This is a genomic window from Arthrobacter sp. NPDC092385, assembly GCF_044755105.1.
GTDB lineage: Bacteria > Actinomycetota > Actinomycetes > Actinomycetales > Micrococcaceae > Arthrobacter_D.
This window is the reverse complement of the sequence record NZ_JBIVQL010000001.1, coordinates 116,686-138,199: the sequence shown is the minus strand read 5'-3', so window position 1 is coordinate 138,199 and position 21,514 is coordinate 116,686. Positions and strand designations below refer to the sequence as shown.

The 21,514-nt window shown below is 71.0% G+C and carries 19 protein-coding genes; 8 read left to right on the top strand and 11 right to left on the bottom strand.

Going from position 1 to position 21,514, the window contains the following annotated elements; translation table 11 throughout:
• Window positions 1-18: 18 nt before the first annotated feature.
• Complete coding sequence (locus ACIQCY_RS00645) at window positions 19-822, bottom strand: SGNH/GDSL hydrolase family protein (protein ID WP_400481957.1); 804 nt, start codon at window positions 820-822, stop codon at window positions 19-21.
• Between the two features lie 125 nt (window positions 823-947).
• On the opposite strand from ACIQCY_RS00645, the gene ACIQCY_RS00640 reads away from it, so the two are divergent.
• The 3 genes from ACIQCY_RS00640 to ACIQCY_RS00630 all read left to right on the top strand — a co-directional run bounded on the left by ACIQCY_RS00640 (window position 948) and on the right by ACIQCY_RS00630 (window position 3,616).
• Window positions 948-1,787 (top strand): SDR family oxidoreductase, encoded by an 840-nt coding sequence (locus tag ACIQCY_RS00640; protein WP_400481956.1) that lies wholly within the window; start codon window positions 948-950, stop codon window positions 1,785-1,787.
• Complete coding sequence (locus tag ACIQCY_RS00635; RefSeq protein WP_400481955.1) at window positions 1,784-2,419, top strand: flavin reductase family protein; 636 nt, start codon at window positions 1,784-1,786, stop codon at window positions 2,417-2,419. The genes ACIQCY_RS00640 and ACIQCY_RS00635 overlap by 4 nt, the downstream gene beginning before the upstream one ends.
• A gap of 114 nt (window positions 2,420-2,533) precedes the next feature.
• Window positions 2,534-3,616 carry a fatty acid desaturase family protein gene (locus tag ACIQCY_RS00630; protein WP_400481954.1) on the top strand — a complete coding sequence of 361 codons (1,083 nt, stop codon included), beginning with the start codon at window positions 2,534-2,536 and terminating at the stop codon, window positions 3,614-3,616.
• Window positions 3,617-3,681: 65 nt separating this feature from the next.
• On the opposite strand, the gene ACIQCY_RS00625 is transcribed toward ACIQCY_RS00630, so the two are convergent.
• Window positions 3,682-4,278 carry a TetR family transcriptional regulator gene (locus ACIQCY_RS00625; protein ID WP_400481953.1) on the bottom strand — a complete coding sequence of 199 codons (597 nt, stop codon included), beginning with the start codon at window positions 4,276-4,278 and terminating at the stop codon, window positions 3,682-3,684.
• On the opposite strand from ACIQCY_RS00625, the gene ACIQCY_RS00620 reads away from it, so the two are divergent.
• Together ACIQCY_RS00620 and ACIQCY_RS00615 are read left to right on the top strand one after the other, a co-directional pair.
• Window positions 4,224-5,570 carry an MFS transporter gene (locus tag ACIQCY_RS00620; RefSeq protein ID WP_400481952.1) on the top strand — a complete coding sequence of 449 codons (1,347 nt, stop codon included), beginning with the start codon at window positions 4,224-4,226 and terminating at the stop codon, window positions 5,568-5,570. The two genes, ACIQCY_RS00625 and ACIQCY_RS00620, sit on opposite strands and share 55 nt — an antisense overlap.
• A gap of 103 nt (window positions 5,571-5,673) precedes the next feature.
• Window positions 5,674-5,904: a zinc-ribbon domain-containing protein gene (locus ACIQCY_RS00615; RefSeq protein ID WP_400481951.1), complete on the top strand. Its 231-nt coding sequence runs from the start codon at window positions 5,674-5,676 to the stop codon at window positions 5,902-5,904.
• A 52-nt stretch (window positions 5,905-5,956) separates the two neighbouring features.
• On the opposite strand, the gene ACIQCY_RS00610 is transcribed toward ACIQCY_RS00615, so the two are convergent.
• From ACIQCY_RS00610 to ACIQCY_RS00590, 5 genes are all read right to left on the bottom strand, one after another.
• Window positions 5,957-6,709: an anti-sigma factor domain-containing protein gene (locus ACIQCY_RS00610; RefSeq protein ID WP_400481950.1), complete on the bottom strand. Its 753-nt coding sequence runs from the start codon at window positions 6,707-6,709 to the stop codon at window positions 5,957-5,959.
• Window positions 6,696-7,259 carry an RNA polymerase sigma factor gene (locus ACIQCY_RS00605; RefSeq protein WP_400481949.1) on the bottom strand — a complete coding sequence of 188 codons (564 nt, stop codon included), beginning with the start codon at window positions 7,257-7,259 and terminating at the stop codon, window positions 6,696-6,698. Before ACIQCY_RS00605 ends, ACIQCY_RS00610 begins: the two co-directional genes overlap by 14 nt.
• A 77-nt stretch (window positions 7,260-7,336) precedes the next feature.
• On the bottom strand, window positions 7,337-8,017 hold the full coding sequence (locus ACIQCY_RS00600; protein ID WP_400481948.1) for a sortase domain-bontaining protein: 681 nt from the start codon (window positions 8,015-8,017) through the stop codon (window positions 7,337-7,339).
• Window positions 8,018-8,093: 76 nt separating this feature from the next.
• Window positions 8,094-8,918, bottom strand: a complete 825-nt coding sequence (locus ACIQCY_RS00595) for a DUF4397 domain-containing protein (protein ID WP_400481947.1) — start codon at window positions 8,916-8,918, stop codon at window positions 8,094-8,096.
• A gap of 101 nt (window positions 8,919-9,019) precedes the next feature.
• Complete coding sequence (locus tag ACIQCY_RS00590; protein WP_400481946.1) at window positions 9,020-9,868, bottom strand: HpcH/HpaI aldolase/citrate lyase family protein; 849 nt, start codon at window positions 9,866-9,868, stop codon at window positions 9,020-9,022.
• 265 nt (window positions 9,869-10,133) lie between these two features.
• Here ACIQCY_RS00590 and ACIQCY_RS00585 point away from each other — a divergent pair, with 265 nt between their 5' ends.
• The 3 genes from ACIQCY_RS00585 (at window position 10,134) to ACIQCY_RS00575 (ending at window position 16,246) form a co-directional block, all read left to right on the top strand.
• Entirely contained in the window at window positions 10,134-11,498 is a 1,365-nt protein-coding gene (locus ACIQCY_RS00585) for an MFS transporter (RefSeq protein ID WP_400481945.1), read from the top strand.
• 228 nt (window positions 11,499-11,726) lie between these two features.
• On the top strand, window positions 11,727-13,373 hold the full coding sequence (locus ACIQCY_RS00580) for a thiamine pyrophosphate-binding protein (protein ID WP_400481944.1): 1,647 nt from the start codon (window positions 11,727-11,729) through the stop codon (window positions 13,371-13,373).
• A gap of 275 nt (window positions 13,374-13,648) precedes the next feature.
• Window positions 13,649-16,246, top strand: coding sequence for a cation-translocating P-type ATPase (locus ACIQCY_RS00575; RefSeq protein WP_400481943.1), 2,598 nt, complete (start codon window positions 13,649-13,651; stop codon window positions 16,244-16,246).
• Here the strand turns inward: ACIQCY_RS00575 and ACIQCY_RS00570 are convergent.
• From ACIQCY_RS00570 to ACIQCY_RS00555, 4 genes are all read right to left on the bottom strand, one after another.
• The gene (locus tag ACIQCY_RS00570) at window positions 16,209-17,666 is read right to left on the bottom strand and encodes a glycosyl hydrolase family 65 protein (RefSeq protein WP_400481942.1); all 1,458 of its coding nucleotides are present in this window, start codon (window positions 17,664-17,666) and stop codon (window positions 16,209-16,211) included. The genes ACIQCY_RS00575 and ACIQCY_RS00570 overlap by 38 nt on opposite strands.
• Before the next feature lie 8 nt (window positions 17,667-17,674).
• On the bottom strand, window positions 17,675-19,489 hold the full coding sequence (locus ACIQCY_RS00565; RefSeq protein ID WP_400481941.1) for an HAD-IA family hydrolase: 1,815 nt from the start codon (window positions 19,487-19,489) through the stop codon (window positions 17,675-17,677).
• Window positions 19,479-20,528, bottom strand: coding sequence for a zinc-dependent alcohol dehydrogenase family protein (locus tag ACIQCY_RS00560; RefSeq protein ID WP_400481940.1), 1,050 nt, complete (start codon window positions 20,526-20,528; stop codon window positions 19,479-19,481). Before ACIQCY_RS00560 ends, ACIQCY_RS00565 begins: the two co-directional genes overlap by 11 nt.
• 274 nt (window positions 20,529-20,802) lie before the next feature.
• Complete coding sequence (locus tag ACIQCY_RS00555) at window positions 20,803-21,468, bottom strand: alpha/beta fold hydrolase (protein WP_400481939.1); 666 nt, start codon at window positions 21,466-21,468, stop codon at window positions 20,803-20,805.
• Between the last annotated feature and the right edge of the window lie 46 nt (window positions 21,469-21,514).

Genomic DNA, 21,514 nt, shown 5'->3' with positions numbered 1-21,514 from the left:
CGGGTATGCCCGCTCGCCTCAGGCCGGGGTCACCAGCCGGGCGCGCGCCAGGCGCTTCAGCCCGTCCGCCGGTCGGACGGGCTCGGGCCACCGCGGCTGCAGGTCGTCCCCGAGCGTCACCTTCCGCAGTCGCCTCCCGAACATCGGCACCACCCATTCCCCCAGCCAGGCGGTCTCACGGCGCAGTCCCGCCACCAGCCCCGCGTACCCCTCCCGCTCCGGCAGCCTGGGTGTGAGCGAGTGCTCGACGCCGAGGACGCGCAGCACGTGGGCCGCGAGATTGCGGTGCCCGGCCGGTGACATGTGGATCCGGTCCGCGCCCCACAGTCCCGGGTCCGAGTACTCGTCGAAGCACCAGTAGTCGACCAGGACGGCGTCGTACGTCCGCGCTATGCGCCGCACGTGCTCGTTGTACAGCCAGTTGCGGCGCTTCATCGGCTCGAAGACGGGACTCAGCGGGATGTCGAATCCGGTGAACAGGAGCGGCCGGGCGCCCGACCGGGCGATCCGCTCCACCATCGCCTCGTACTCGCGCATCAGGGCAGCCATGTCGGTCCGTAGCTCGAGGATGTCGTTGCCGCCCGCGTAGAGACTGACGAGCGTGGGTTCGAGCGCCAGTGCCCGGTCCACCTGCTCGTCGCGCACGTGGTGCAGGCGCTTGCTGCGGATGGCCAGGTTCGCGTACTCCCACGCCGGGTCCTGCCGCCCGAGCTGCTTGGCCACGCGGTCCGCCCAGCCGCGCACGCCGTTGGGGAAGCGCGCGTTCCAGTCACCCACGCCCTCGGTGAAGGAATCCCCGATCGCCACGAACCGTCCAGCCATTCGAGCGAGCCTAGCGGCGCCTGGCAACCCGGGGGCGACGGCGGGGCGAACGGGCGGTGAACCCCGCACGGGCCGGCGCGGAGGCGGCCGGAAATAATCCGGGCGCTGCAGCGGCTGAGGGGAGCATGGAGCAACGCATCGCAGTCACAGGTTCAACCGGGACGATCGGAGGCGGTGTCGCCCGGATCCTCGCCGCCGAAGGGACGCCCCTCGTCCTGCCGGTCAGGTCCCCGGACCGCGCGCAGCATCTGCCCGAGTCGGTCGTGCGCCACACCACCTATGCGGACTTCGAGGCGTCCGTCGAGGCGCTTGCCGGCGTCGACGTCCTGTTCATGGTGTCCGCCGCCGAGGAACCCGACCGCGTCGCGACCCACCGCACCTTCATCGATGCGGCGAAGGAGGCCGGGGTCCGGCACGTCGTCTATACCTCGTTCCTCGGTGCCGCCCCGGACGCCGCCTTCCTCCTCGGCCGGGACCACTGGTACACGGAGGAGCATCTCCGCCGCTCGGGACTGTCGTGGACGTTCCTCCGGGACAACCTCTACCTCGACTTCGTGCCGTCCCTCGCCGAGGACGGCGTGATCCGCGGGCCGGCCGGGGACGGACTCCTGTCCGCCGTCGCGCAGGCGGATGTCGCGCGTACCGCCGCGGCGGTGCTCCGGGACCCCGAGGCCCACGCCGGTGAGTCCTACCACCTGACCGGACCGGAGGCGTTCACCCTGGCCGGCGCAGCAGCCACCATCTCCGAGCTGACCCCGGCAACGGTGAGGTTCGAGGACCAGACGCATGACGAGGCGATGGCGTCCCGCGCCCACCACGGTGCGCCGCACTGGCAGGTCGAGGCGTGGGTGAGCACCTATACGGCCATCGCCCGGGGAGAGATGGCCGAGGTGTCGCCCGACGTCGAACGGCTCACCGGGCGCCGTCCGCTGAGCCTTCGCGACCTCCTGACGGGGCTGTCGTGAGCCCGCGCCGGGACGTGGTCCCCGACCCCTCGAACAGCCGCTCGTTCTACAGGTTCCTGACCTCCGTCGTCGTGCCGCGTCCCATCGCGTGGATCTCGTCCACGTCGGCCGAGGGCGTGGACAACCTCGCTCCGCACTCGTTCTTCACGATCGCCTCCGTCGATCCGCCCATCGTCCAGTTCACCTCGGTGGGCCGCAAGGATTCCGTCCGCAACATCGAGGCCACGGGCGAGTTCGTGGTCAGCTTCACCCCGGAGGACCTCTTCGAAGCCGTCAATACCACCGGCACCGATTTCCCGCCCGACATCAGCGAGTTCGACGCCGTCGGCATCACCCGCGAGCCCAGCGCAACCGTGACCCCGCCCCGCGTCCTGGAATCGCCCGTGGCCCTCGAATGCCGGCTGCACCTGATCCAGGACATGGGCGACTGCACCCTCGTCTTCGGCGAGGTGCTGCACGCTGTGGTCTCCGAGGAGGTGCTCGACGGCTCCCTCCCCTCGATCGAGGCACTCAGGCCGCTCTCGCGGCTGGGGAAGAACGAGTGGGGCACGGCGGGGACCATCCGTTCCATCACGCGCATCCCGGTGGGGTCATGGCCCGGCCACTACGACGGCGCCGCCACGACTCCGTGACCTTGCTGTTACTTCTGTACAGCCACTGCTCAGGGTACTGACATAGAGTAGGGAAATCTGCGGGCTAGCACCCCACCCCGGGCTGGGAAGCCACCGGCTACCCCAGGGACCCCCATGAGCGTTACCGCCGCCCCGCGCACCGTCCGCATCTCCAAGCCGAACGACGTCGTCGCCTCCTACTCGGTCCTGCTCAAGCAGGTCCGCAAGGAAGGCCTCCTGAACCGCCGCCGGCGCTTCTACGTCTCGGTGTTCGCACTCCTGGCCCTGGCCATGGGCGCGGCATGGACGGGCTTCGCGCTCCTGGGCGACACCTGGTTCCAGCTCCTCATCGCCGCCGTCCTCGGCGTCGTCCTGACGCAGGTCGCGTTCCTGGCTCACGAGGCCTCGCACCGCCAGATCTTCAAGACCCGCGGCGCCAACGACTGGTTTGGGCGCATCCTCGCCGCCGGCGTCGTCGGCATCAGCTACGCCTGGTGGATGGACAAGCACACGCGCCACCACAACGATCCCAACACGCGCGGCAAGGACCCGGACATCGAGGTGGACACCATCTCGTTCCTCGAGGAGGACGCCGCAAAAGCCAAGGGCATCCAGGCCTGGATCACCCGCCGCCAGGGCTACCTCTTCTTCCCGCTGCTGACCATGGAGGGCATCAACCTGCATGCCCGCTCCATCAGCACCCTCTTCGCCCGCCGCACCATCAAGGGCCGCTGGGTGGAGCTCGCGCTCCTCGGCGCCCGGTTCGGCGCCTACCTCGGCGTCCTCTTCTGGTTCCTCCCCGTCGGCATGGCCTTCGCCTTTTTGGGCGTCCAGCTCGCCGTCTTCGGCGTCTACATGGGCGCGAGCTTCGCACCCAACCACAAGGGCATGCCGGTGGTGCCGAAGGACAGCAAGCTGGACTTCTTCCAGAAGCAGGTGCTCACCTCGCGCAACATCCGCGGCGGGTCCTTCGTCAACAACGCCTTCGGCGGACTGAACTTCCAGATCGAGCACCACCTCTTCCCCGACATGCCGCGCCCGCACCTGCGCCGCGCCGCCGTGATCGTCAAGGAACACTGCGAGCGCCTGCGCGTGCCCTACACGGAGGTGGGCGTCGCCGCGTCCTACGGCGCGGTGGTCTCCTACCTCAACCGCGTGGGACTCGCCGCCCGGGACCCCTTCGACTGCCCCATGGTTAACCGCTTCCGCCGACCCTAGGCGGCCTGCCGCCCCAGCGCGGCGGCGGTCGGCCCGCTGCCTACCGGCACGACGAGCAGCACGGACTACGGCGTTGCGTCGGGATCCGCGAGGAGCACCCTGAAGACCTGCCCGAGGGGCCCGGCGAGGTCCTCGAACGTCGCCGCGGCGGCGGGCTGGACCCCGGTCGAGGTCCGCAGCATCACGAGCCCGAGCATGGTGGCCATCGCGACCTGGGCCCGCAGCAGCAGGGGGGCACTCGAAGGATCGTCCGCGCTCCAGCCCGCCGATGCTGCGAGCCTCTCGGTGAAGGACTCGAGGGTCCGCCGTCGGATGGAGTCCGCGTTCTCGTCGCCCGACGAGCGCAGGAGCAGGAGAAGCTGCAGCGGGTCGTCCGCGTTGGGGGATTCGACGACATGCCCGATGAGCCGGTCGATCACCGCATCCACGCCGACGGGCCGTGCCCTGTCCCCTGTCCCGAGCTCGTCGACGGTCCGGTTCATGCAGGCCTCGAACAGACCCTCCTTGGAGCCGAAGTACCGGCTGATCAGGGCTACGTTGACGCCGACGTCCGCCGCGATCCGCCGCACCGTCGTCGCCCGGTAACCACCCGTGGCGAAGCGCCGACGTGCCGCCCGGACGAGCGCGCGGCGCGTGGCATCGGCGTCCCTGCCTCCTCGCACGGCTTCCTGGTCCGCCGCCCGCCCGCTGCCCTCCAGCGGTCCGGCGGGGCATTCCGGTCCTCACCCCGATCCTCGGGCGCCTGGGCGACATGGTGGGCAAGCGCAGGGTCCTCATCGTGGTCCTGGCGCTCCTGCTGGTCGGAGCGGTCCTCGCAGCCCTGTCCACGAACCTCACGATGCTGGTCGTCGCCCGCATCCTCCAGGGGGCAGCGGGCGCCGTCATGCCGCTGTCCATCGGCATCGTCCGCGATGAGCTCCCGAAGGAGCGCGTGAGCGTGACGATCGGTCTGCTCTCGGCCATCTTCGGCATCGGAGCAGGCGTCGGCATCGTCGCCGCCGGCCCCATCGTGGAATCCCTGTCCTGGCACTGGCTCTTCTGGCTCCCCGCGGGCCTCGTGCTGATCGCGCTCCTCGGCGCCGTCTTCGGCATGCCGGAATCACCCATCCGCACACCCGGCCGCCTCGACACGCTCGGTGCGGGCATCCTGTCCGTCAGCCTGGTGGCACTGCTACTGGCCATCAGTGAGGGCCAGACGTGGGGCTGGGGCGACGCCAGGACGGTCGGCCTGCTGATCGGAGGCGCCGCGGCGCTCGTCGCCTTCGTGCTGGTGGAACTACGCGTGCAGGAGCCGCTGATCGACCTGCGGCTCTTCCGCCACCGCGGCGTGTGGACGGCGCACGTCGTCGCGCTCGGGTTCGGCTTCGCGATGTTCGGCACCTTCATCCTGGTCCCGACTCTCCTCCAGCTGCCCACGGCGCTCGGCTACGGCTTCGGCAAGTCGGTGAGCGAAGCCGGGATCTACCTGCTTCCCACCGTGGTCGCCATGGTCGCCTCCGGCGTCGCCGCGGGAATCATCATCCGCAGGATCGGCCCGAAGCTGCCGATGATCCTCGGTGCGGTCGCCGTCATCGTCGCCTTCGCCCTTCCCGCACTCGGCCACGCCGAGGAGTGGCAGATCGTCCTCTCGGGGATCCTCACCGGCATCGGGATCGGCATGGCCCTCGCGGCCACGTCCAACGCCATCGTCGAGAGCGTACCCGCAACCCAGACCGGCGAGGCCGTCAGCGCCAACACGGTCCTGCGGACCATCGGCAGCAGCATCGGCACAGCGGTCATCGCGGCGCTCATCGCCTCGAACACCACAGCTCAGGGCGCCCCGTCGGACGACGCCTTCACCCTCGGCTTCTGGGCCTCCGCGGGAGTCGGCGTCCTGGTGCTCATCGCGGCCCTGGCCGCCCCCTCCCTGCGGAAGCGTGGACGGGACGGCACCTCGGCAGGTATCGACGCCTGACCCGGACAGCGCGGCCGCCGCACACGCCGCCCGGGATCGCAAGGCCGGGGCGCGACCGGAGGGAACCGAGGGCGCTCTCCCCGTGGGCTGGTTACGGTGGAGTATGTTCTTCCTCTTCGGCCTCACCACGCGCGAGCACCTGCAGTTCACCCATTCCGCCACCTGCCGCTACTGCCATCAGCACGCTCCGCAACAGGTGATCCAGCGCAAGACGAAGCTGTCGGTGTTCTTCATCCCGCTGCTGACGCTCAAGAAGACCCGGCTGCAGGTCTGCACCAACTGCGGCGGCGCCTCGCGGATCAGCGGCTCGGAGCAGCGCGCCCTCGCCTACTAGCCGTCCCGTTCCTTCCGCGCGACACAAGCGCGCTGCAAGCCGCTGCAAGCCGCTACGAACCCTGGATGGTCCCCCTGACCATACTGACGCTCGAGTGGGAGGGGTCGCCGTCGAAGGGTTCGTCGGAGACGTCCACGATGGGGAACTGCGCCAGGTCGATGGCGGCGGGCACGGTGAAACGTCCGTGATCCCCGTCCATGAGGCCGACGCTGTACATCTGCTCGAGGTCGGGAGCGATCAGCCACACCTGCCGGTATCCCTCCGGCACTGCGCCGGCCAGATCGATGTCCAGGCTCCGCGTGCCGTCTCCGGTCCGGGAGATGGTCACCTCTCCGGACCCCGATCGGCCCGGCAGCGGCTCCAGCGCGGCCCGCGCCAGCACGGCCCCGCCTCCCGTCCCGCCCAGGGACTGGAACCCCCACAGGGCACCTCCCCCCACCACGACGCCGATCCCGGCGGCGACGGCCAGCCAGCGCACCGCGACGGGCCGCCCGGTGCGTCGGTGTCCACCTTCGAGCGGCACGAGCGGTGACACGCTCGCGTCCCGGCGGGAGTCCCGTGCCGATGCATCGTCGCCCAGCTCCGCAGGCAGACCGAGCTCGGCCTTGATCGCCATCCACACCGCCGGCCCCGGTCGCTCCAGCACGGCCGCCGAGCCATCGGCCTTCGCCATCGCGACGATGCTCCGCAGCTCGTTCACGTCGGCGGAGCAGTCGCGGCACGTTGCCAGATGTTCCCGCGACCATCGGTCAAGGGATTCGTTCAGGGCGGCGAGACCCACGGCATCCGGATCAAGATGCTGCATTCCATTCCCCCAATCGGTGACGCAGGTGCACAAGACTCCTCCGGATGTGGCTCTTGACGGTTCCCAGCGGGAGATCCAGGCGCGCCGAGATCTGCTCGTGCGTCAGGTCCTCGTAGAACGCGAGCTTGAGGATCGAGCTCTGCGGCTCCCCCAGCAGCTCGAGCTCGGAACCGAGGACCACCCGATCGGTGATCGTATCAACGCCGCGCTCCTGTGCCGCGCCGGACCCGGGTGCTATCCCGGATCGTACGACCACGTGCTGCTGCCTGCTCCTTGCCGACAGGGAATCGAGGACGACGTTCCTGCAGATTCCCAGGACCCACGCCGGCACCGCCCCCGCCTCCGGATCGAAGCTGCTGCGGAAGCGCCACGCCCTCACGAACACGTCCTGGGTCACGTCCGCGGCTGCCGCGTGATCTCCCAGGGCCCTGAGGGCGACCGTGTAGACGATCGGCGAGAAGCTCCGGTAGGCAGCCGCCATCGCGTTCTCGTCTCCTGCGGAGAACTCCAGGTCGAGCTGGCTCGTCCACTCAGGGCCCGGAGGTGCCAAGGTCCACTCCTCAAGCGCGGGGTACGGGCGCCCCGCAAGCGCAGCGTCCTGTGATCCTACGCTCCTACCCGACCGCATCAGAGTGGTAAGGCCGTGAGGACGACGTTGTCCTCATAGTCACCCTCGTCCGGAAGCCACTCACCCCCACACGTGATGACCTTCAGCTGGTGATCGCCGTCGCGGGCGAAGATCGCTGATCCATCCAGCGTCGCCTTGGGGACGTTCCGCACGTCCGAGACCCGATAGCTCAACGACCTGCCGTCCTCAAGGGAGACCGTGACGATGGTTCCAACGGGTACGTCCTTCAGCTGGGCGAAGGGCATGACCTCCGTGAGGCTGTCCACGTGGGCTGCCAGGACCGCATTGCCGGCCGCCGCGCCGGGGGCAGGCCCGTACCGGTACCAGCCGGCTTCCCAGAAGCTGTCGGGTATCTCCATGGCGTCGTTCTCATCGATACCGACGTCGACGACCTTGACCGAGATGTCGGTGCCCGCGATATCGAGGGCAACAGGGGCTGGACCCCGGGCCTTGAGTGCCGCATCCGCCCGCTGGACGGGAACAGGACCGATGGCCGCCGGCAGAGGTGCGCCGCTTTCCGTGGGCAGGGGCGCGACGGCCTGCGGCTTCGTGATGGACGGCGCCGCCTCCGTGATGGACGGCGCCGGCTCCGCGGGAGACGGAACATCGTCCTGCGCGCACCCCGAGAGGAGGACGGCGGCGAGCACGGCCGTGGCTAGCGCTGGTCGTCTGGGCTGCACGGTCGGTAATCCTTCCTGTGATGATGACGGTGGTGCAGGGTGGGGAGGCGTGGCGGCACCTCCCCACCCTGCACGTTCAGCTGGAGATCCGGGTGGCTCGCCGGCGCGAGGCCGCTACCGCACCGCCGAGGAGAACCAGCAGGAAAGCACCGATCCCGATGGCCGCCCCGTTGTCGTCCTGCGCTGCCAGGCCGGACTGGCCTCCCGGGACTGCGCCCGGGGAGGAGTGGAGACCGTCGATCACCTGGGTGGCCAGCGCGAGGTTGCCGGCTTCCAGGCTTCCCCACGCGTACACGATCGTCGAGGTCCCTTCGGCGAGGGCCACGTCGGCAGGGCCGATGACGGGATCGGTGGTGCCCGTGGCCGCAACCGCAGCCGACACCGTGCCGGCGTCCGTGGTCAGCGAGGCCTCACCGGGGTTGCTGAGGTTCGGTACGAGCACAGCGCCCCCGGCGAGGACGTCGACCGCCGGGGCAGTCGCGACGTGCCGGACGGTGAGCCGCGACTTGCCGGCCTCGACGGTCGAGACATCGTTCGTGTAGAAGTTCGCCGTGGGGGTTCCTCCGGCATCGAGGTTGGCCGTCGCGGTGTAGTTCCCGCCGGCAGCCAGCGTCACGTCCACAGGGCCGATGAGCGGTGCGCTCGCATCGGCTGCGTCCGCCGCCGTCACGGCCAGCTGGTAGGCCCCCGCGGGCAATTCGAGGGGACCCGCCAGTTCACCGGGAGCGAAGTCGTCCAGTGTGAGAGCGCCGTTGACGTACACGTCGACGGTGAGATCGGGAACTCCGTGGAGTACCGACAGGGATGCGGCGGCGGGCGTTTCCGCGGCCGTTGCCGGCGCGGCGATGGATACTGCTCCCAGAACCGCGACGGCTCCTACGGCGTACAAGCGTCCTTGCATGACAACTCCTTGATCTGGCCCCTGCTGGGGCATTTTCGCTGACACCCGGTATTACCGGCGGGCCACGCGATTTGGATGCAAGAAGTTGGGGATTTTTTGATTCAGGCGTTCCAGAGGCCGTAGGAGTCGGCGAGCGAGGAGATCTTCTGAGCGCGGGCCAGGCGTGGCAGGTACGAGCCATCCCCCACCACCGCACCCGCAGCGTGTTCACGCAGCAGTTCCGCAGCCCAGTTGATCTCGGACTCGCTCGGCGACAGGCCGCGGTTGATGGTGTCGGTGGCATCGGTCAGCAGGCACAGCTTGCCGGTCATGCCCATGGACGCCGTCACCTTGCAGGCTTCGAGCAGCTCGTCACCCAGGGCGCCGACGGTCGGACCGTCGATCGGACCGGGAAGCTGACCGACGCGCGAGGCGACCACGAGCTTGGAACGCGCGTAGGCGAGCGCCATCGGATCGTCCGACGCACCGGTGTCGCGCCGGAAGTCACCGACACCGAACGCGAGGCGGAAGGTGCCGGGCGCACTGGCGATCGCCGTCGCGTTCTCGATGCCGAGGGCGGACTCGATCAGCGCGAGCACAGGCGTACCGGCCTGCAGGCGCATCGCCGTGTGCGTGACCTGCTCGGGCTTCTCCGTCATGGCGAGCATGACGCCGCGCAGTCCGGGCGCCTTGGACAGCGCGGCGAGGTCATCCGCCCAGTACTCCGTCTCGATGCCGTTGACGCGCACCCAGGCCGTCATCCCCGTGGACAGTGCCTCGACCACGCGCTCCCGCGCTTCCGCCTTGCCCGCCGCGGGGACGGCGTCCTCCATGTCGAACACCACGGAATCGGCCTCGGACGTGAGGGCGGGGATGAAGGTGTCCTCGGAAGCAGCGGAAGCCAGCAGCCAGGATCGGGAGAGCTTGGCGGGGAGCGCGGCGGCGCGGCTGTTTCTGAGGGAGGTGGCCATGATCAAACAGTACTGAGGACTGCTGCGCATTATCCACCGCGAGTCGTGCGGCGCCCCGTGAACACTACGACCAAAAGGGGCCGGGTCCCGGCCGCCAGGAGTGGCCGTCCTCTGCGCGGAGGCCTCCTGGAACCCTTGACCGCCTCTGTGGTCGCGCCTAGCATTCGTATACGATTTTGTACTCGATGACGAGTACCGGGTCTGCCGTCGACGCCCCGGCCCGGGACGTCAGGGCAACTCACACCGAAAGACAAAGGGGTTTTTCATGGCATCAGCACCAGACCGTCGGGAGGCCCAGGCCGGCTCCCGCATGAGTGCGGCGGACCGCAAGGTCCTGGCGGGAACGATGGTCGGCACCACCATCGAGTGGTACGACTTCTTCATCTTCGCCCAGGCCGCCGGCCTCGTCTTCGCCAGTCTCTATTTCGGGCCGCTCGAGGGCGAGAGCCCGGGCCTCGCCCAACTCGTCGCCTGGGCCACGATCGGCATCAGCTTCTTCTTCCGCCCCCTCGGCGCGGTGATCGCCGGCCGCCTCGGCGACAGGATCGGGCGCAAGGCGATGCTGGTCTTCACCCTCGTGCTGATGGGCTCGGCCACCGCGCTGATCGGCCTGCTGCCCACCTACGCGCAGATCGGCGTGTGGGCACCGATCCTGCTCATGCTGCTGCGCATCCTGCAGGGCTTCTCCGCCGGCGGCGAATGGGGCGGCGCAGCCCTCATGGCCGTGGAGCACGCGCCCGTGGGCAAGCGCGGCTTCTGGGGCGCCTACCCCCAGATCGGCGTCCCCGTCGGCATGATCCTCGCGACCCTCGTGCTCTTCCTGCTCCGCAGCTCGATGTCGCCCGAAGCCTTCATGGCCTGGGGCTGGCGCATCCCGTTCCTGCTGTCGGTCGTCCTGATCGTCGTGGGGTACTTCATCCGGTCGGCAGTCGCCGAAAGCCCCGTCTTCAGGCGCATGATCGAACGCAAGCGGGACACCGCCACTCCCCTGCGGAGCCTGCTGAGGACCAACAAGCGCGAAGTGATCCTCGCCGCCGTCATCTTCATCGGCAACAACGCCGCGGGCTACCTCGTGATCGCCTTCCTGTCCTCCTACGCGCAGAAGAGCCTCGGCATGCCCGCCGCCCCCGTGCTCCTGGCAACCCTGCTCGCCTCCTTCGGCTGGCTCATCTTCACGCTGTACGGGGGCATCCTCTCGGACAGGATCGGCCGGGTGCGGACGTTCCAGCTCGGCTACGCGCTGATCTTCGTCTGGATGATCCCGATGTTCATGCTGATCGACACCCGGAGCATCTGGGCCTACGGCATCGCCATCTTCGTCCTGACCATCGGCCTCGGCTTGTCCTACGGGCCCATGTCGGCGATGTACGCGGAGATGTTCCCCGCCAACGTGCGCTACTCCGGCATCGGCATCGGCTACGCCCTCGGTGCGATCCTCGGTGGAGCCTTCGCTCCGCTCATCGCCCAGGCACTGCTCGGCAGCACGGGCTGGTCGGGGTCCATCGGGCTCTACATCATGGGCCTGTGCGTCATCTCCTTCATCGGGGTGAGCCTGGTGAAGGAGCCCAGCGGCGCACCCCTGGAGGCGGACGAGAAGTCTGCGGACGCAGTGCCCGCAGCCCGGCACTAGGACAGCGTGGCAGGTGACGGAGAGGCACGTCCGCTCCGTCACCTGCCTGCCGCCGGCACGTCCGCTATAGTGGCGATCGTCGGGCGCCGTGGAGCGCCGTGCCTGAAAAAGAGGCAATAAGGGCGCAGCAGCCCGAGGCACATACGGAAATCGCCCACCAACGTCGTCCGGGTGACCGTGTGCATCACCTGCTGCCGCCGGAGGACGTTCGTCCCGAAAAGATTCCTGATGTCCGCAGTCTCAGCCCGTGTGGTGTCCGCCCTCCGATCCGCAGTCACCGAAGTCTTCGGCGTCATGGGGAACGGCAACGCCCACTTCCTCGACGCCGTGATGTCGTCCCCCGGCTCCCTGCACTACACCGCGGTGCGCCACGAGGCAGGCGCCGTCGCAGCCGCGGACGCCTATTACCGTGCCAGTGGCCGCCTCGCCGTCGCGACCACCACATACGGAGCGGGCTTCACGAACGCCCTCACCCCGCTCGCGGAGGCGGTGCAGGCCGGCATCCCACTCGTGCTCGTCGTCGGCGACGCTCCCACCACGGGCCCCCGGCCCTGGGACGTGGATCAGTCGCTGGTGGCCAAGGGGCTGGGCGCGACGACGTTCACGGTGTCCGCGTCCCGACCCCGGGCCGCCACGGCCGCGGCGATCGATCACGCCCTGCGCTACCGGGAAGCCGTGGTCCTCGCGATCCCCTACGACCTCGCGGGCGCCGAGGCCGTGGACGAGGACGCCCTCACCCCGCCCCCTCCCCTCCCCCTGCGGGTGCCGGGTGCGGAGGACATCGCCCGGGCGGCCGCGCTGCTCTCAGCCGCCCGCCGCCCCCTCGTCCTGGCCGGCCGCGGGGCGTGGATGAGCGGAGCGGGCCGGGCGGCGGCGGATCTGGCCGCCCGCCTCGGCGCCCTCACCGCCACGTCCGGACTGGGTGCCGGACTCTTCGGCGACGACGCCACGGCTCTCGGCATCGCGGGCGGCTGGGCCTCCGAACGCACGGCGCACCTGATCGAGCAGGCCGACGTCGTGCTGGTGCTCGGCGCGCGGCTGAACCAGTTCACCCTGCGCTTCGGGCACTCCTTCGGCGCCGGGGCCCGGGTCCTCCAGGTGGACGTGACGGCCGGCCCCACGTCTCCCGCCGTCACCGACTTCGTCCGTGCCGATGCGCGGCTCGCGGCCGAAGCGCTCCTTGCCGCCGTCGAACCACGCGACGGGGCACGGTGGAGCACGACCGCCGCGGAGGCCGCCCTGCGCGCCCACGCCGCCCGCGACGACGGCGAGCCGGTGGCGCCCGACGGCCGCCTCGACCCGCGGAGCCTCTGCCGCTCCCTGGACAAGATGCTGCCGGCGGATCGCACGATCGTGCAGGACGGCGGCCACTTCATCGGCTGGGCGCCGGGCTACCTCCGCGTTCCCGCGCCGAACCGCCTCATCATGGTGGGCACCGCCTACCAGACCATCGGCCTCGGGTTCCCCAGCGCCGTCGGGGCGGCCCGTGCGCTCCCGGACTCCACGATCGTCCTGTGCACGGGCGACGGCGGAGCCCTCATGGCGCTCGCGGACCTGGAGTCGTTCATCCGGACCGCGCGGCGCGCGGTCATCGTGGTCTTCAACGACGCCGCCTACGGGGCCGAGATCCACCAGTACGCCGTGCGCGGGATCGACGCCCGGCCCATGATGATCGACGAGGTCGACTTCGCCGCCGTCGCGGCCGCCTTCGGCGCGAAATCCGCCACGATCGCTTCCCTCGGCGACCTCGCCGCCGTGGCGGGCTGGCTGGCCTCCGACGACGACGGCGTCCTCCTGCTCGACTGCAGGATCTCCCGGCAGGTCGTGGCGCCGTACATGCAGGAGATCGTGGCCGTCGCCACCGGCACGCGCTGACGCCGCCCGGCCTGGTTCCCATCCCGCGGGCGCCGGCGAATCGGGGCCGGGCCCGATGGGCGTCGGTGGCCCGGACTTCCCCGCCGACGCGGCGTCGGGAACCGCGACGAGTGCCGGAGGGCCCTGCCCAGGGGCGGATCGGGAGCCCATACTGGACCGGTGCCCCTAGGGTCGGAGAAGATCGTGTACCTCGCTCGTCGAACCGGGCCGGCCGGAACGCCGCGCCCTGAAGCCGCAGTGGTGACCCCCTGCCCGTCCGCGAGCGATTCCCGGCCATGACCACGACCGTCGGGGGCCTCAGCACGGCGGACGCGGCCCGGCGCCTGGCAGCGGACGGGCCCAACCTCCTGCCGCAGGCGCACACCGTTCCGCGGTGGCGGGCGTTCGCCGCGGAATTCACCCATTTCTTCGCCGTGATGCTGTGGGTGGCGGCAGCTCTGGCCTTCGTGGCCGGCATGCCGCAGCTCGGGGTGGCCGTGACGATCGTGGTCATCATCAACGGGGTGTTCGCCTACGTGCAGGAGGCCCGCGCCGAACGGGCGGCGTCGAAGCTCCGGGCCATGCTCCCCGCCCGGGTCCTGGTGCGGCGTGACGGCAGGGCGGTGGGTATTCCCGCCGCGGAGGTCGTCCAGGGGGACGTGGTGCTCCTCTCGGCCGGGGACAGGATCCCGGGCGACGTCGCATTCGCCGTGACCGAATCCTGCACCGTGGATGAATCGATGCTCTCGGGGGAGAGCGAGCCCGTGCCCAAGAAGCCCGGCGATGAGGGGTTCGGTGGCACGTTCCTGGTCAACGGGAACGCCGAGGCGGAGGTCACGGCCACGGGGGTGCGGACGAGGCTCGCGGCGATCGCCTCCCTGACCTCCGCCGCGCATCCACCGCAGAGCCCCCTCGACGTCGAGCTCCGCCGGGTGGTCCGCATCATCTCTGTGGTCGCCCTGACATTCGGCGGGGTGTTCTTCGCCGTCTCCCTGCTGGCCGGCACGTCCTGGCGGGACGCCTTCCTGTTCGCCATCGGCGTGTCCGTGGCGCTGATCCCCGAGGGGCTCCTTCCGACGGTCACGCTGTCCCTCGCCATGGGCGCCCAGCGCATGGCGGGCCGGAACGCACTGGTGCGGCACCTGCAGGCCGTCGAGACGCTCGGGTCCACCACGTTCATCTGCACCGACAAGACCGGCACCCTGACGCAGAACCGGATGAGCGCCGTCGAGGTCTGGACCCCGGAGGGCGCCGTGACGCTGAGCGGCTCCGGCTACGCCCCGAGCGCGAGTATCACGGGCGGCGCGGACGCCGTCGAACGGGCGCGCGGCCTGGCGCTGGCCGCGCGCGCCGCGTCCCGTGGACGGGCGGTGCTGCACGGCGACGAGTGGACCGCGGAGGGCGACCCCATGGAGGCGGCGCTGGACGTGCTGGCCCGCCGGCTGGACCGCGAGCAAGCCGCTCCGGAGGTCCCCGTCGATGCCCGCTGGCCGTTCGACCCGGCCCGGAAGCGCGAATCCGTGGCAGCCGCCGGGCGCCTGCTCCTGAAGGGCGCCCCTGAATCCGTGCTCCCGCTGTGCGTGGCGCCCGCAGATCTCTCGGCCTGCGCTGCCGCGCTCGACGACATGGCTCGGCGCGGCCTGCGCGTCCTCGCCGTGGCCGAGCGGGCGCTACCCGGGACGTCCGGGCGGGACCGGGCCTGGCCTGACGATCCGGGAGTCCTCGAGCAGCAGTTGATGCTGCTCGGGCTCGTGGGCCTGCACGACCCGCCACGGGCATCGGTGGCCGAAGCCCTGCGCGCCACGCGGACCGCCGGCATCAAGGTGGCCATGCTGACCGGGGACCATCCGACGACGGCGGCGGCGATCGCCGCGGAGATCGGGCTGCTCGGTCCCGACCGGACCGTCCTCGAGGGCAAGGACCTGCCGGAGGACGAGCACCTGCTCGGCGCGCTCCTGGACCGGGACGGGGTGGTGGTCAGCAGGGTGTCCCCGGAGCAGAAGCTGAGGGTTGCGCGGGCCCTGCAGCTGCGCGGACACGTCCTGGCGATGACCGGGGACGGGGTCAATGACGGCCCGGCACTGCAGGAGGCCGACATCGGGGTGGCGATGGGCGCCAGCGGCACGGACGTCGCACGCGAAGCGGCGGACCTCGTGCTGCTGGATGACGACTTCGCGACGATCGTCGCCGCCGTCGAGCAGGGCCGCGCCACCTATGCGAACATCCGCCGCTTCCTCACCTACCACCTGACCGACAACGTCGCGGAACTCACCCCCTTCGTGGTCTGGGCGCTGTCCGGCGGGAGCTTCCCGCTGGCGCTCGGGGTGCTGCAGATCCTGTTCCTGGACATCGGGACGGATCTTCTCCCCGCCCTGGCCCTGGGCAGCGAGCGGGCCGACAAGCGGGCCATGCAGCGTCCGCCGGAACGCCGGCACCTGATGGATACGCGGCTGATGGTGCGCGTCTTCGCCGTCCTCGGCCCGGTGGAGGCCGTCTTCGAGATGGCCGCGTTCACCCTCACCCTCTGGCTGGCCGGGTGGCGGCCCGGGGAGGGCTTCCCCGACGTCGGGATCCTCGCGGCGGCGTCCGGGGCGGCGTTCACCACCGTGGTCCTGGCGCAACTGGCCAACGCCTTCGCCTGCCGCAGCGAGTCCGTCCCGCCGTGGCACCTGGGCTGGCGGACCAACCCGCTCATGCTGCGGGCCGTGGGCGTGGAACTCCTGGCGCTGCTGGGGTTCCTGCTCATCGTGCCTGTCGCCGAGATGCTCGGGCATGCGCCGCCCACGACGGCCGGTCTGCTGGTGGCGATGCTGTCCATGCCCGCACTGCTGGCCGCGGACTCCTGGCACAAGCGGGTCAGGCGCCGGAGGAGAGTGGTTCCGGCCGCAGGCTGATCCGCACCGTGCTGCCGGGCTCCACCAGCGTCACGTCCCGTCCCACGCGGACGCGGACGGGATCGGCGGTGCTCTCGGCGGCGTCCACCGTCAGCATGTCGTGTTCGAGGGTGACGCCCAGCGGCAGCCCCCGGTACCGGATCCGGAAGGAGACCTGCCGCAGTTCCGTGGGCAGGCGCGGGGCGAAGACGAGCGCATCGGCGCTCATCCTCAGGCCCGCGAAGCTCCGCTGGATGACGTCGACACTGCCGGCCATGGCTCCGAGGTGGATGCCCGTGCGCGTGGTGCCGCCCTGGGTGTCGTCGAGATCGGCGTCGAGCGCGTCACGGAAGGTGGACCAGGCGCGTTCCGGGTTCGACGCCGCCAGCACCGAGGCGTGGGCCACCCGGCTGAGGGTGGACCCGTGGGCCACCCGGGCGAGGTAGTACTCCACGGTCCGCGCCAGCTGCTCCTCCGTGAGCGCGTACCCCATCCGTCGGAGCCTGCGCACCAGCTGGTCCTCGCCCAGGACGTAGAACAGCATGAGGACATCCGCCTGCTTGGAGAGCCTGTACCGGTTGGTGCTGTCCCCCTCGGCGCCCAGGATGAGGTCCAGACGCTCGATGTTCCCGTAGGTCCGCCGGTAGTGGCCCCAGTCCAGTTCCCGGAGTTCCCCGTAGCCGCTGAACTGGCTGATCACGCCGTCGTGGAAGGGTACGTGCAGCCGTCGTGCCAGGAGGTTCCACCGGTCCATCTCGGCGCCGGTGATGCGGAGCCGGCGGCGCAGGTCCCTGCGGTCCCTGCCTCGGACGGCGTTCATGATCCTCGCGGGGCGGGAGCAGACCCAGGAGGCCATGACGTTGGTGTACGCGTTGTCGTCGATGCCCTGCCCGGCGCGGTCCGGGTAGCCGTCGTGGTACTCGTCCGGCCCTACGACACCGCGCAGATGGAACCTGCCGTCCCCGGCGTCGTACTCCGCGGCGGCGGCGAAGGACCGGGCGATCTCGACGATCAGGTCCGCACCATGCCCGAGGATCCAGTCGCGGTCGGCGGTGGCCTCGTAGTACTGCCAGGCGTTGTAGGCCACGGCGAGGCCGCCGTGGCGTTGCAGGTGGGAATGATCCGGTGTCCACGTCCCGGAGAACCGGTTGTAGAGCCACGGCGGGGTGTCCTCGGTGCCGTCGCTGCCGCTGCGCCAGGGGAACATGGCGCCGGCCAGCCCGGCCTCACGCGCGCGGTCGCGGGCCGCGTCCAGGCGGCGCCACCGGTACTCCAGCAGCGAGCGGGTCACCCACGGGAGGCGGGACGTGATCAGCGGCAGCACGAACAGGTCGTCCCAGAAGATGTGCCCGCGGTAGCCCTCGCCGTGCAGCCCGCGCGCCGGCACGCCGGCGTCGAGATCCGCGGTGTGCTCGGAGAGGGTCTGCAGCAGATGGAACACATGGAGGTTCAGGACGAACTGGGTCTGCCGGTCGGCATGCAGGTCGAAGCCGAACAGGTCCAGGAGCGGCCGCCACGCCTCCTCGTGGGCGGCGAGCGCCGGTGTGAAGCCCCCGCCGCGCGGGCCAGGACGGCGAGTGCCGCGGACAGGGGTGAGGACAGCGCCCGGTCCCTCGAACTGACGACGGCGGCCGTCTTGCAGACGGTCAGGGGCACTCCGTCCGCGAGGGCGGCGACGTGGTGCTGCAGCCAGCGGGCGCGGGGCCCCGCGGCGTCGTCCGGAGCGGGGCTGCTGGCCACCTCCACGGGGGCGCCGCCCGGGCCGGTGAAGCCGACCGTAGCGGCGACGGCGATCCGGAGGCAGCTCTGCCGGGTCAGCACCTCCACGAGCTCGACGCCGGACCGGACCCGGCGGTCCACGACGTCGAGGTGCCGGCCCCCCAGGGCCGCATCTTCGGGGACATTGGCGTTGACCACGTCCGCGTCGATTCCCGTGCGGATCTCCACGGCCCCACTCCACCCGCGGGCTGTCAGGGTGGTCTCCAGCAGTGCCAGGCCGGGCTGCGCCATGGAGACGATCCGGCGCTGGTGGACGTCCAGCCGCCTGCCGTGCGCATCCTCGAGCACCGCCCGCCGGGACAGGAGGGCCCGCTTCAGGTCCAGCTCCCGGCGCTGCTGCAGCAGGGTCAGGCCCCCCTCGGACCACCACGGGCCGGCCTGCAGCCGGAGGTCGAGGGGCAGCCAGTTCGGGAGGTTGACCAGGTGCTCGCCCTCGGCCTCCTCCCCGCGCACCAGCTCGGGGCATCGGTTGTAGATGCCCGCCAGGTAGGTGCCGGGGTAGTGGGCGGCGTCCGCGTGGGACTCCGGGGCGGCGCCGCGGGTGGCCATGCGGCCGTTGCCCAGGGTGGTCAGCGCTTCGCGGTGGCCCTCGTGCCAGGGATCGAACCCTTCGTAGATGAGGTGCCAGCGATGCGTGAGGACCAGGCCCATGTCCAGCTCGCGGACGTCGTCGAGCACGATGTCGGCACCGGCACGTTCGAGAGCAGCCCGTTGCGCCGCCCGGTCGATGCCCACGATCAGCCCGAACCCGCCGTCGCGGGCGGCAGCCACCCCGCTCGTGGCGTCCTCGATGACCACGGTGCGGGACGGGTGCGCCTTCAGTCGCCGTGCCGCCTCGAGGAAGGTTGCCGGGTCCGGTGTGCCCGGCAACCCGAGGTCCCCGGCGACCGTCCCGTCGACGACCACGTCGAACGCCCCCTGCAGCCCCGCGGCGGCAAGCACCGACGCTGCATTACGGCTCGCCGTGACCAGGGCGCACGGGACGCGGCTCTCCTGCAGCCGGTGGATCAGCTCGACGGTGCCCGGGAAGGCCTGCACGCCGTGCCGGCGCAGCTCGTCGAGGAAGAGGGCGTTCTTGGCCGCGCCCAGGCCCCGCACGGTCCAGGCCTCCGGCGGATCCGACGGTGTGCCGTGCGGCAGTTCGATCCCGCGGGAGCGCAGGAACATCTCCACCCCCTGCACCCGGGGGCGGCCGTCCACAGAGGCGACGTAGTCGCCGTCGGTGAAGGGACGCAGGACCGCGCCGGGTGGGACCCGTGGATCCGCCAGGACGGCGTCGAACAGGTGTTTCCAGGCGGCCCGGTGCGCCGACGCGGTGTCCGCGACGACGCCGTCGAGATCGAGGATCACGGCGTCGAACGGGGAGACGGTGCCTGCAACCGTAGGAGAGACGGTGGGAGAGACGGTAGGGGAGACGGTGTCGGGCCGGCCGGGTCGGGTCGCTGGGCCGGCCTGGGGGCTGCCGACGCCGGCCTCAGGCTCCACCGGGCCGGCCGGCCAGCTGCAGGACCGCAGCACCGTTCACGCGGTCCGCCGCCAGATCCGCCAGGGCGCGGTCCGCGTCGGTGAAGGCGTACCGCTGGATCGTGGGGCGCAGCGGTATGCGGGCGGCGAGTGCCAGGAGTTCACGGCCGTCGGTCCGGGTGTTCGCCGTGACACTGCAGAGCCGGCGTTCCTGGAAGAGTTCGTCGGCGTAGTGCAGCTCCGGGATGTCGCTGAGGTAGATGCCCGCAATGGCCAGGGTGCCGCCGCGGTCCAGTGCCCGCAGCGCGGCGGGGACCAGGGCGCCGGCGGGCGCGAAGAGGATCGCGGCGTCCAGCGGCTGCGGTGGTTCCTCGGCCGCTTCCCCCACGAAGGCTGCGCCCAGGTCCGCGGCCAGGCGACGGGCGCTTTCCGAACGCGTCATCACGGATACCTCCACGCCCTCGAACATCGCGACCTGCGCGGCGAGGTGGGCGGACGCCCCGAACCCGTAGATGCCGAGCCGGCCGCCCGGCCGTACGCCGGAGCGGCGCAGCGCCCGGTACCCGATGATCCCGGCGCAGAGCAGCGGTGCGGCCTCCTCGTCGGCGAAGTCCTGCGGCACCGCGTAGGCGAAGGCCTCGGGCACGGTGACGAGCTCGGCGTACCCGCCGTCGTCGTCCCACCCGGTGAACCGCGGTGACAGGCACAGGTTCTCGTCCCCGCGGACACAGAAGCGGCAGGTGCCGCACGTCGAGCGGAGCCACGCGATACCCACCCTGTCGCCGAGGCGGAAGAGCCGGCAACCGGGTCCGGTCTCCACCACCTCGCCGATGATCTCGTGTCCCGGCACCGTTCGCGCGTGCTTCGCGGGCAGATCGCCCTCGACCAGGTGCAGGTCGGTCCGGCACACCCCGCACGCCCTGACGTTCACCAGGAGCTCGCCCGGAGCGGGGACGGGGTCGGGCCGCGTGCCGAACACCAGCGGCGGGACGCCCGCGCCGGTCTTCGACCCGGCGTCGCCGGCCTCCCGCGCGGCGTCGTCAATCCACCACGCGCGCACGGCTCGCCCGCCCTTTCGGAGTCGGATCCGAGGTGTCCGCCCGAGGCCGCGCGGGGTCGCGGACCTGTGCACCGTCCTCGAGCGACATGGGGGCTCCCCGGGGTAGAGCCCCATCGTACGCTTCACGAGCCCTGCGCTCCGGGGGCCGGTCTTCCCCGCCCCCGGCGCCGGACGGACCTCGAATCCGTCGGGAGCGGCGTCCTCGGCCGGGCATCCTCACCGTCGCCACCGGGAGCCGCTGACGCCGCACGTTGATGCCTCCCGTGCGCGGTTCTCATCCGGCGGGCGCTGCGGTGATCACGCGGGCGAAGCCATCGAGCGCCGACGCGACCGCCCGTGGGTTTCCGAGGGCCGCGTAGTGTCCGCCGGGGATCTCCAGGGGCTCGATCCCGAGGCGCTCGCGCACCTGCCGTCGCATGAAGGCTGCGGGGAAGAGATGGTCGTCCTGGCACAGGATCGCCATCGTGGGCACGTCCGGGTGCCGTCCCGGCCATGGCAGCGACAGCCAGGCGCCCTGCTGGTCACGCTCCCGGGCCTGCGCCTGGCGGGCGAGGTGGTCGGGCACGCCGTTGTAGTACAGAACCTCGGGGTCCTCGGCGATCTCCTCGGAATCGTGGCCGGTCTTTGTCCACCAGTCGGCGAACGACTCACCGGGCAGCGGGATCATCGCCGCGAGGTACACGAGGCCGCCGGCACCCAGCTCGTCACACACCAGCGGAGCGGTGAAACCTCCCAGGGAGTGCCCGACGACGACGATGTCGCCGGTCCGACCGACCGCGGAGCTGACGACGTGGCTGTAATCCTCGAGCGTCGCGCCGGCGTCCTCGGTCGGGAGGTCCACCGCCACCACCTGATGACCGGACTCCTCCAACGCCTCGGCCACGAGGTGCCAGTCCCAGGCGGTCGATCCCCCTCCATGGATCAGTACGAACGTCGCCATGATGTCCACTCCCGTCGGCCGGGACGCCGAGGATCGGCGTCATCAC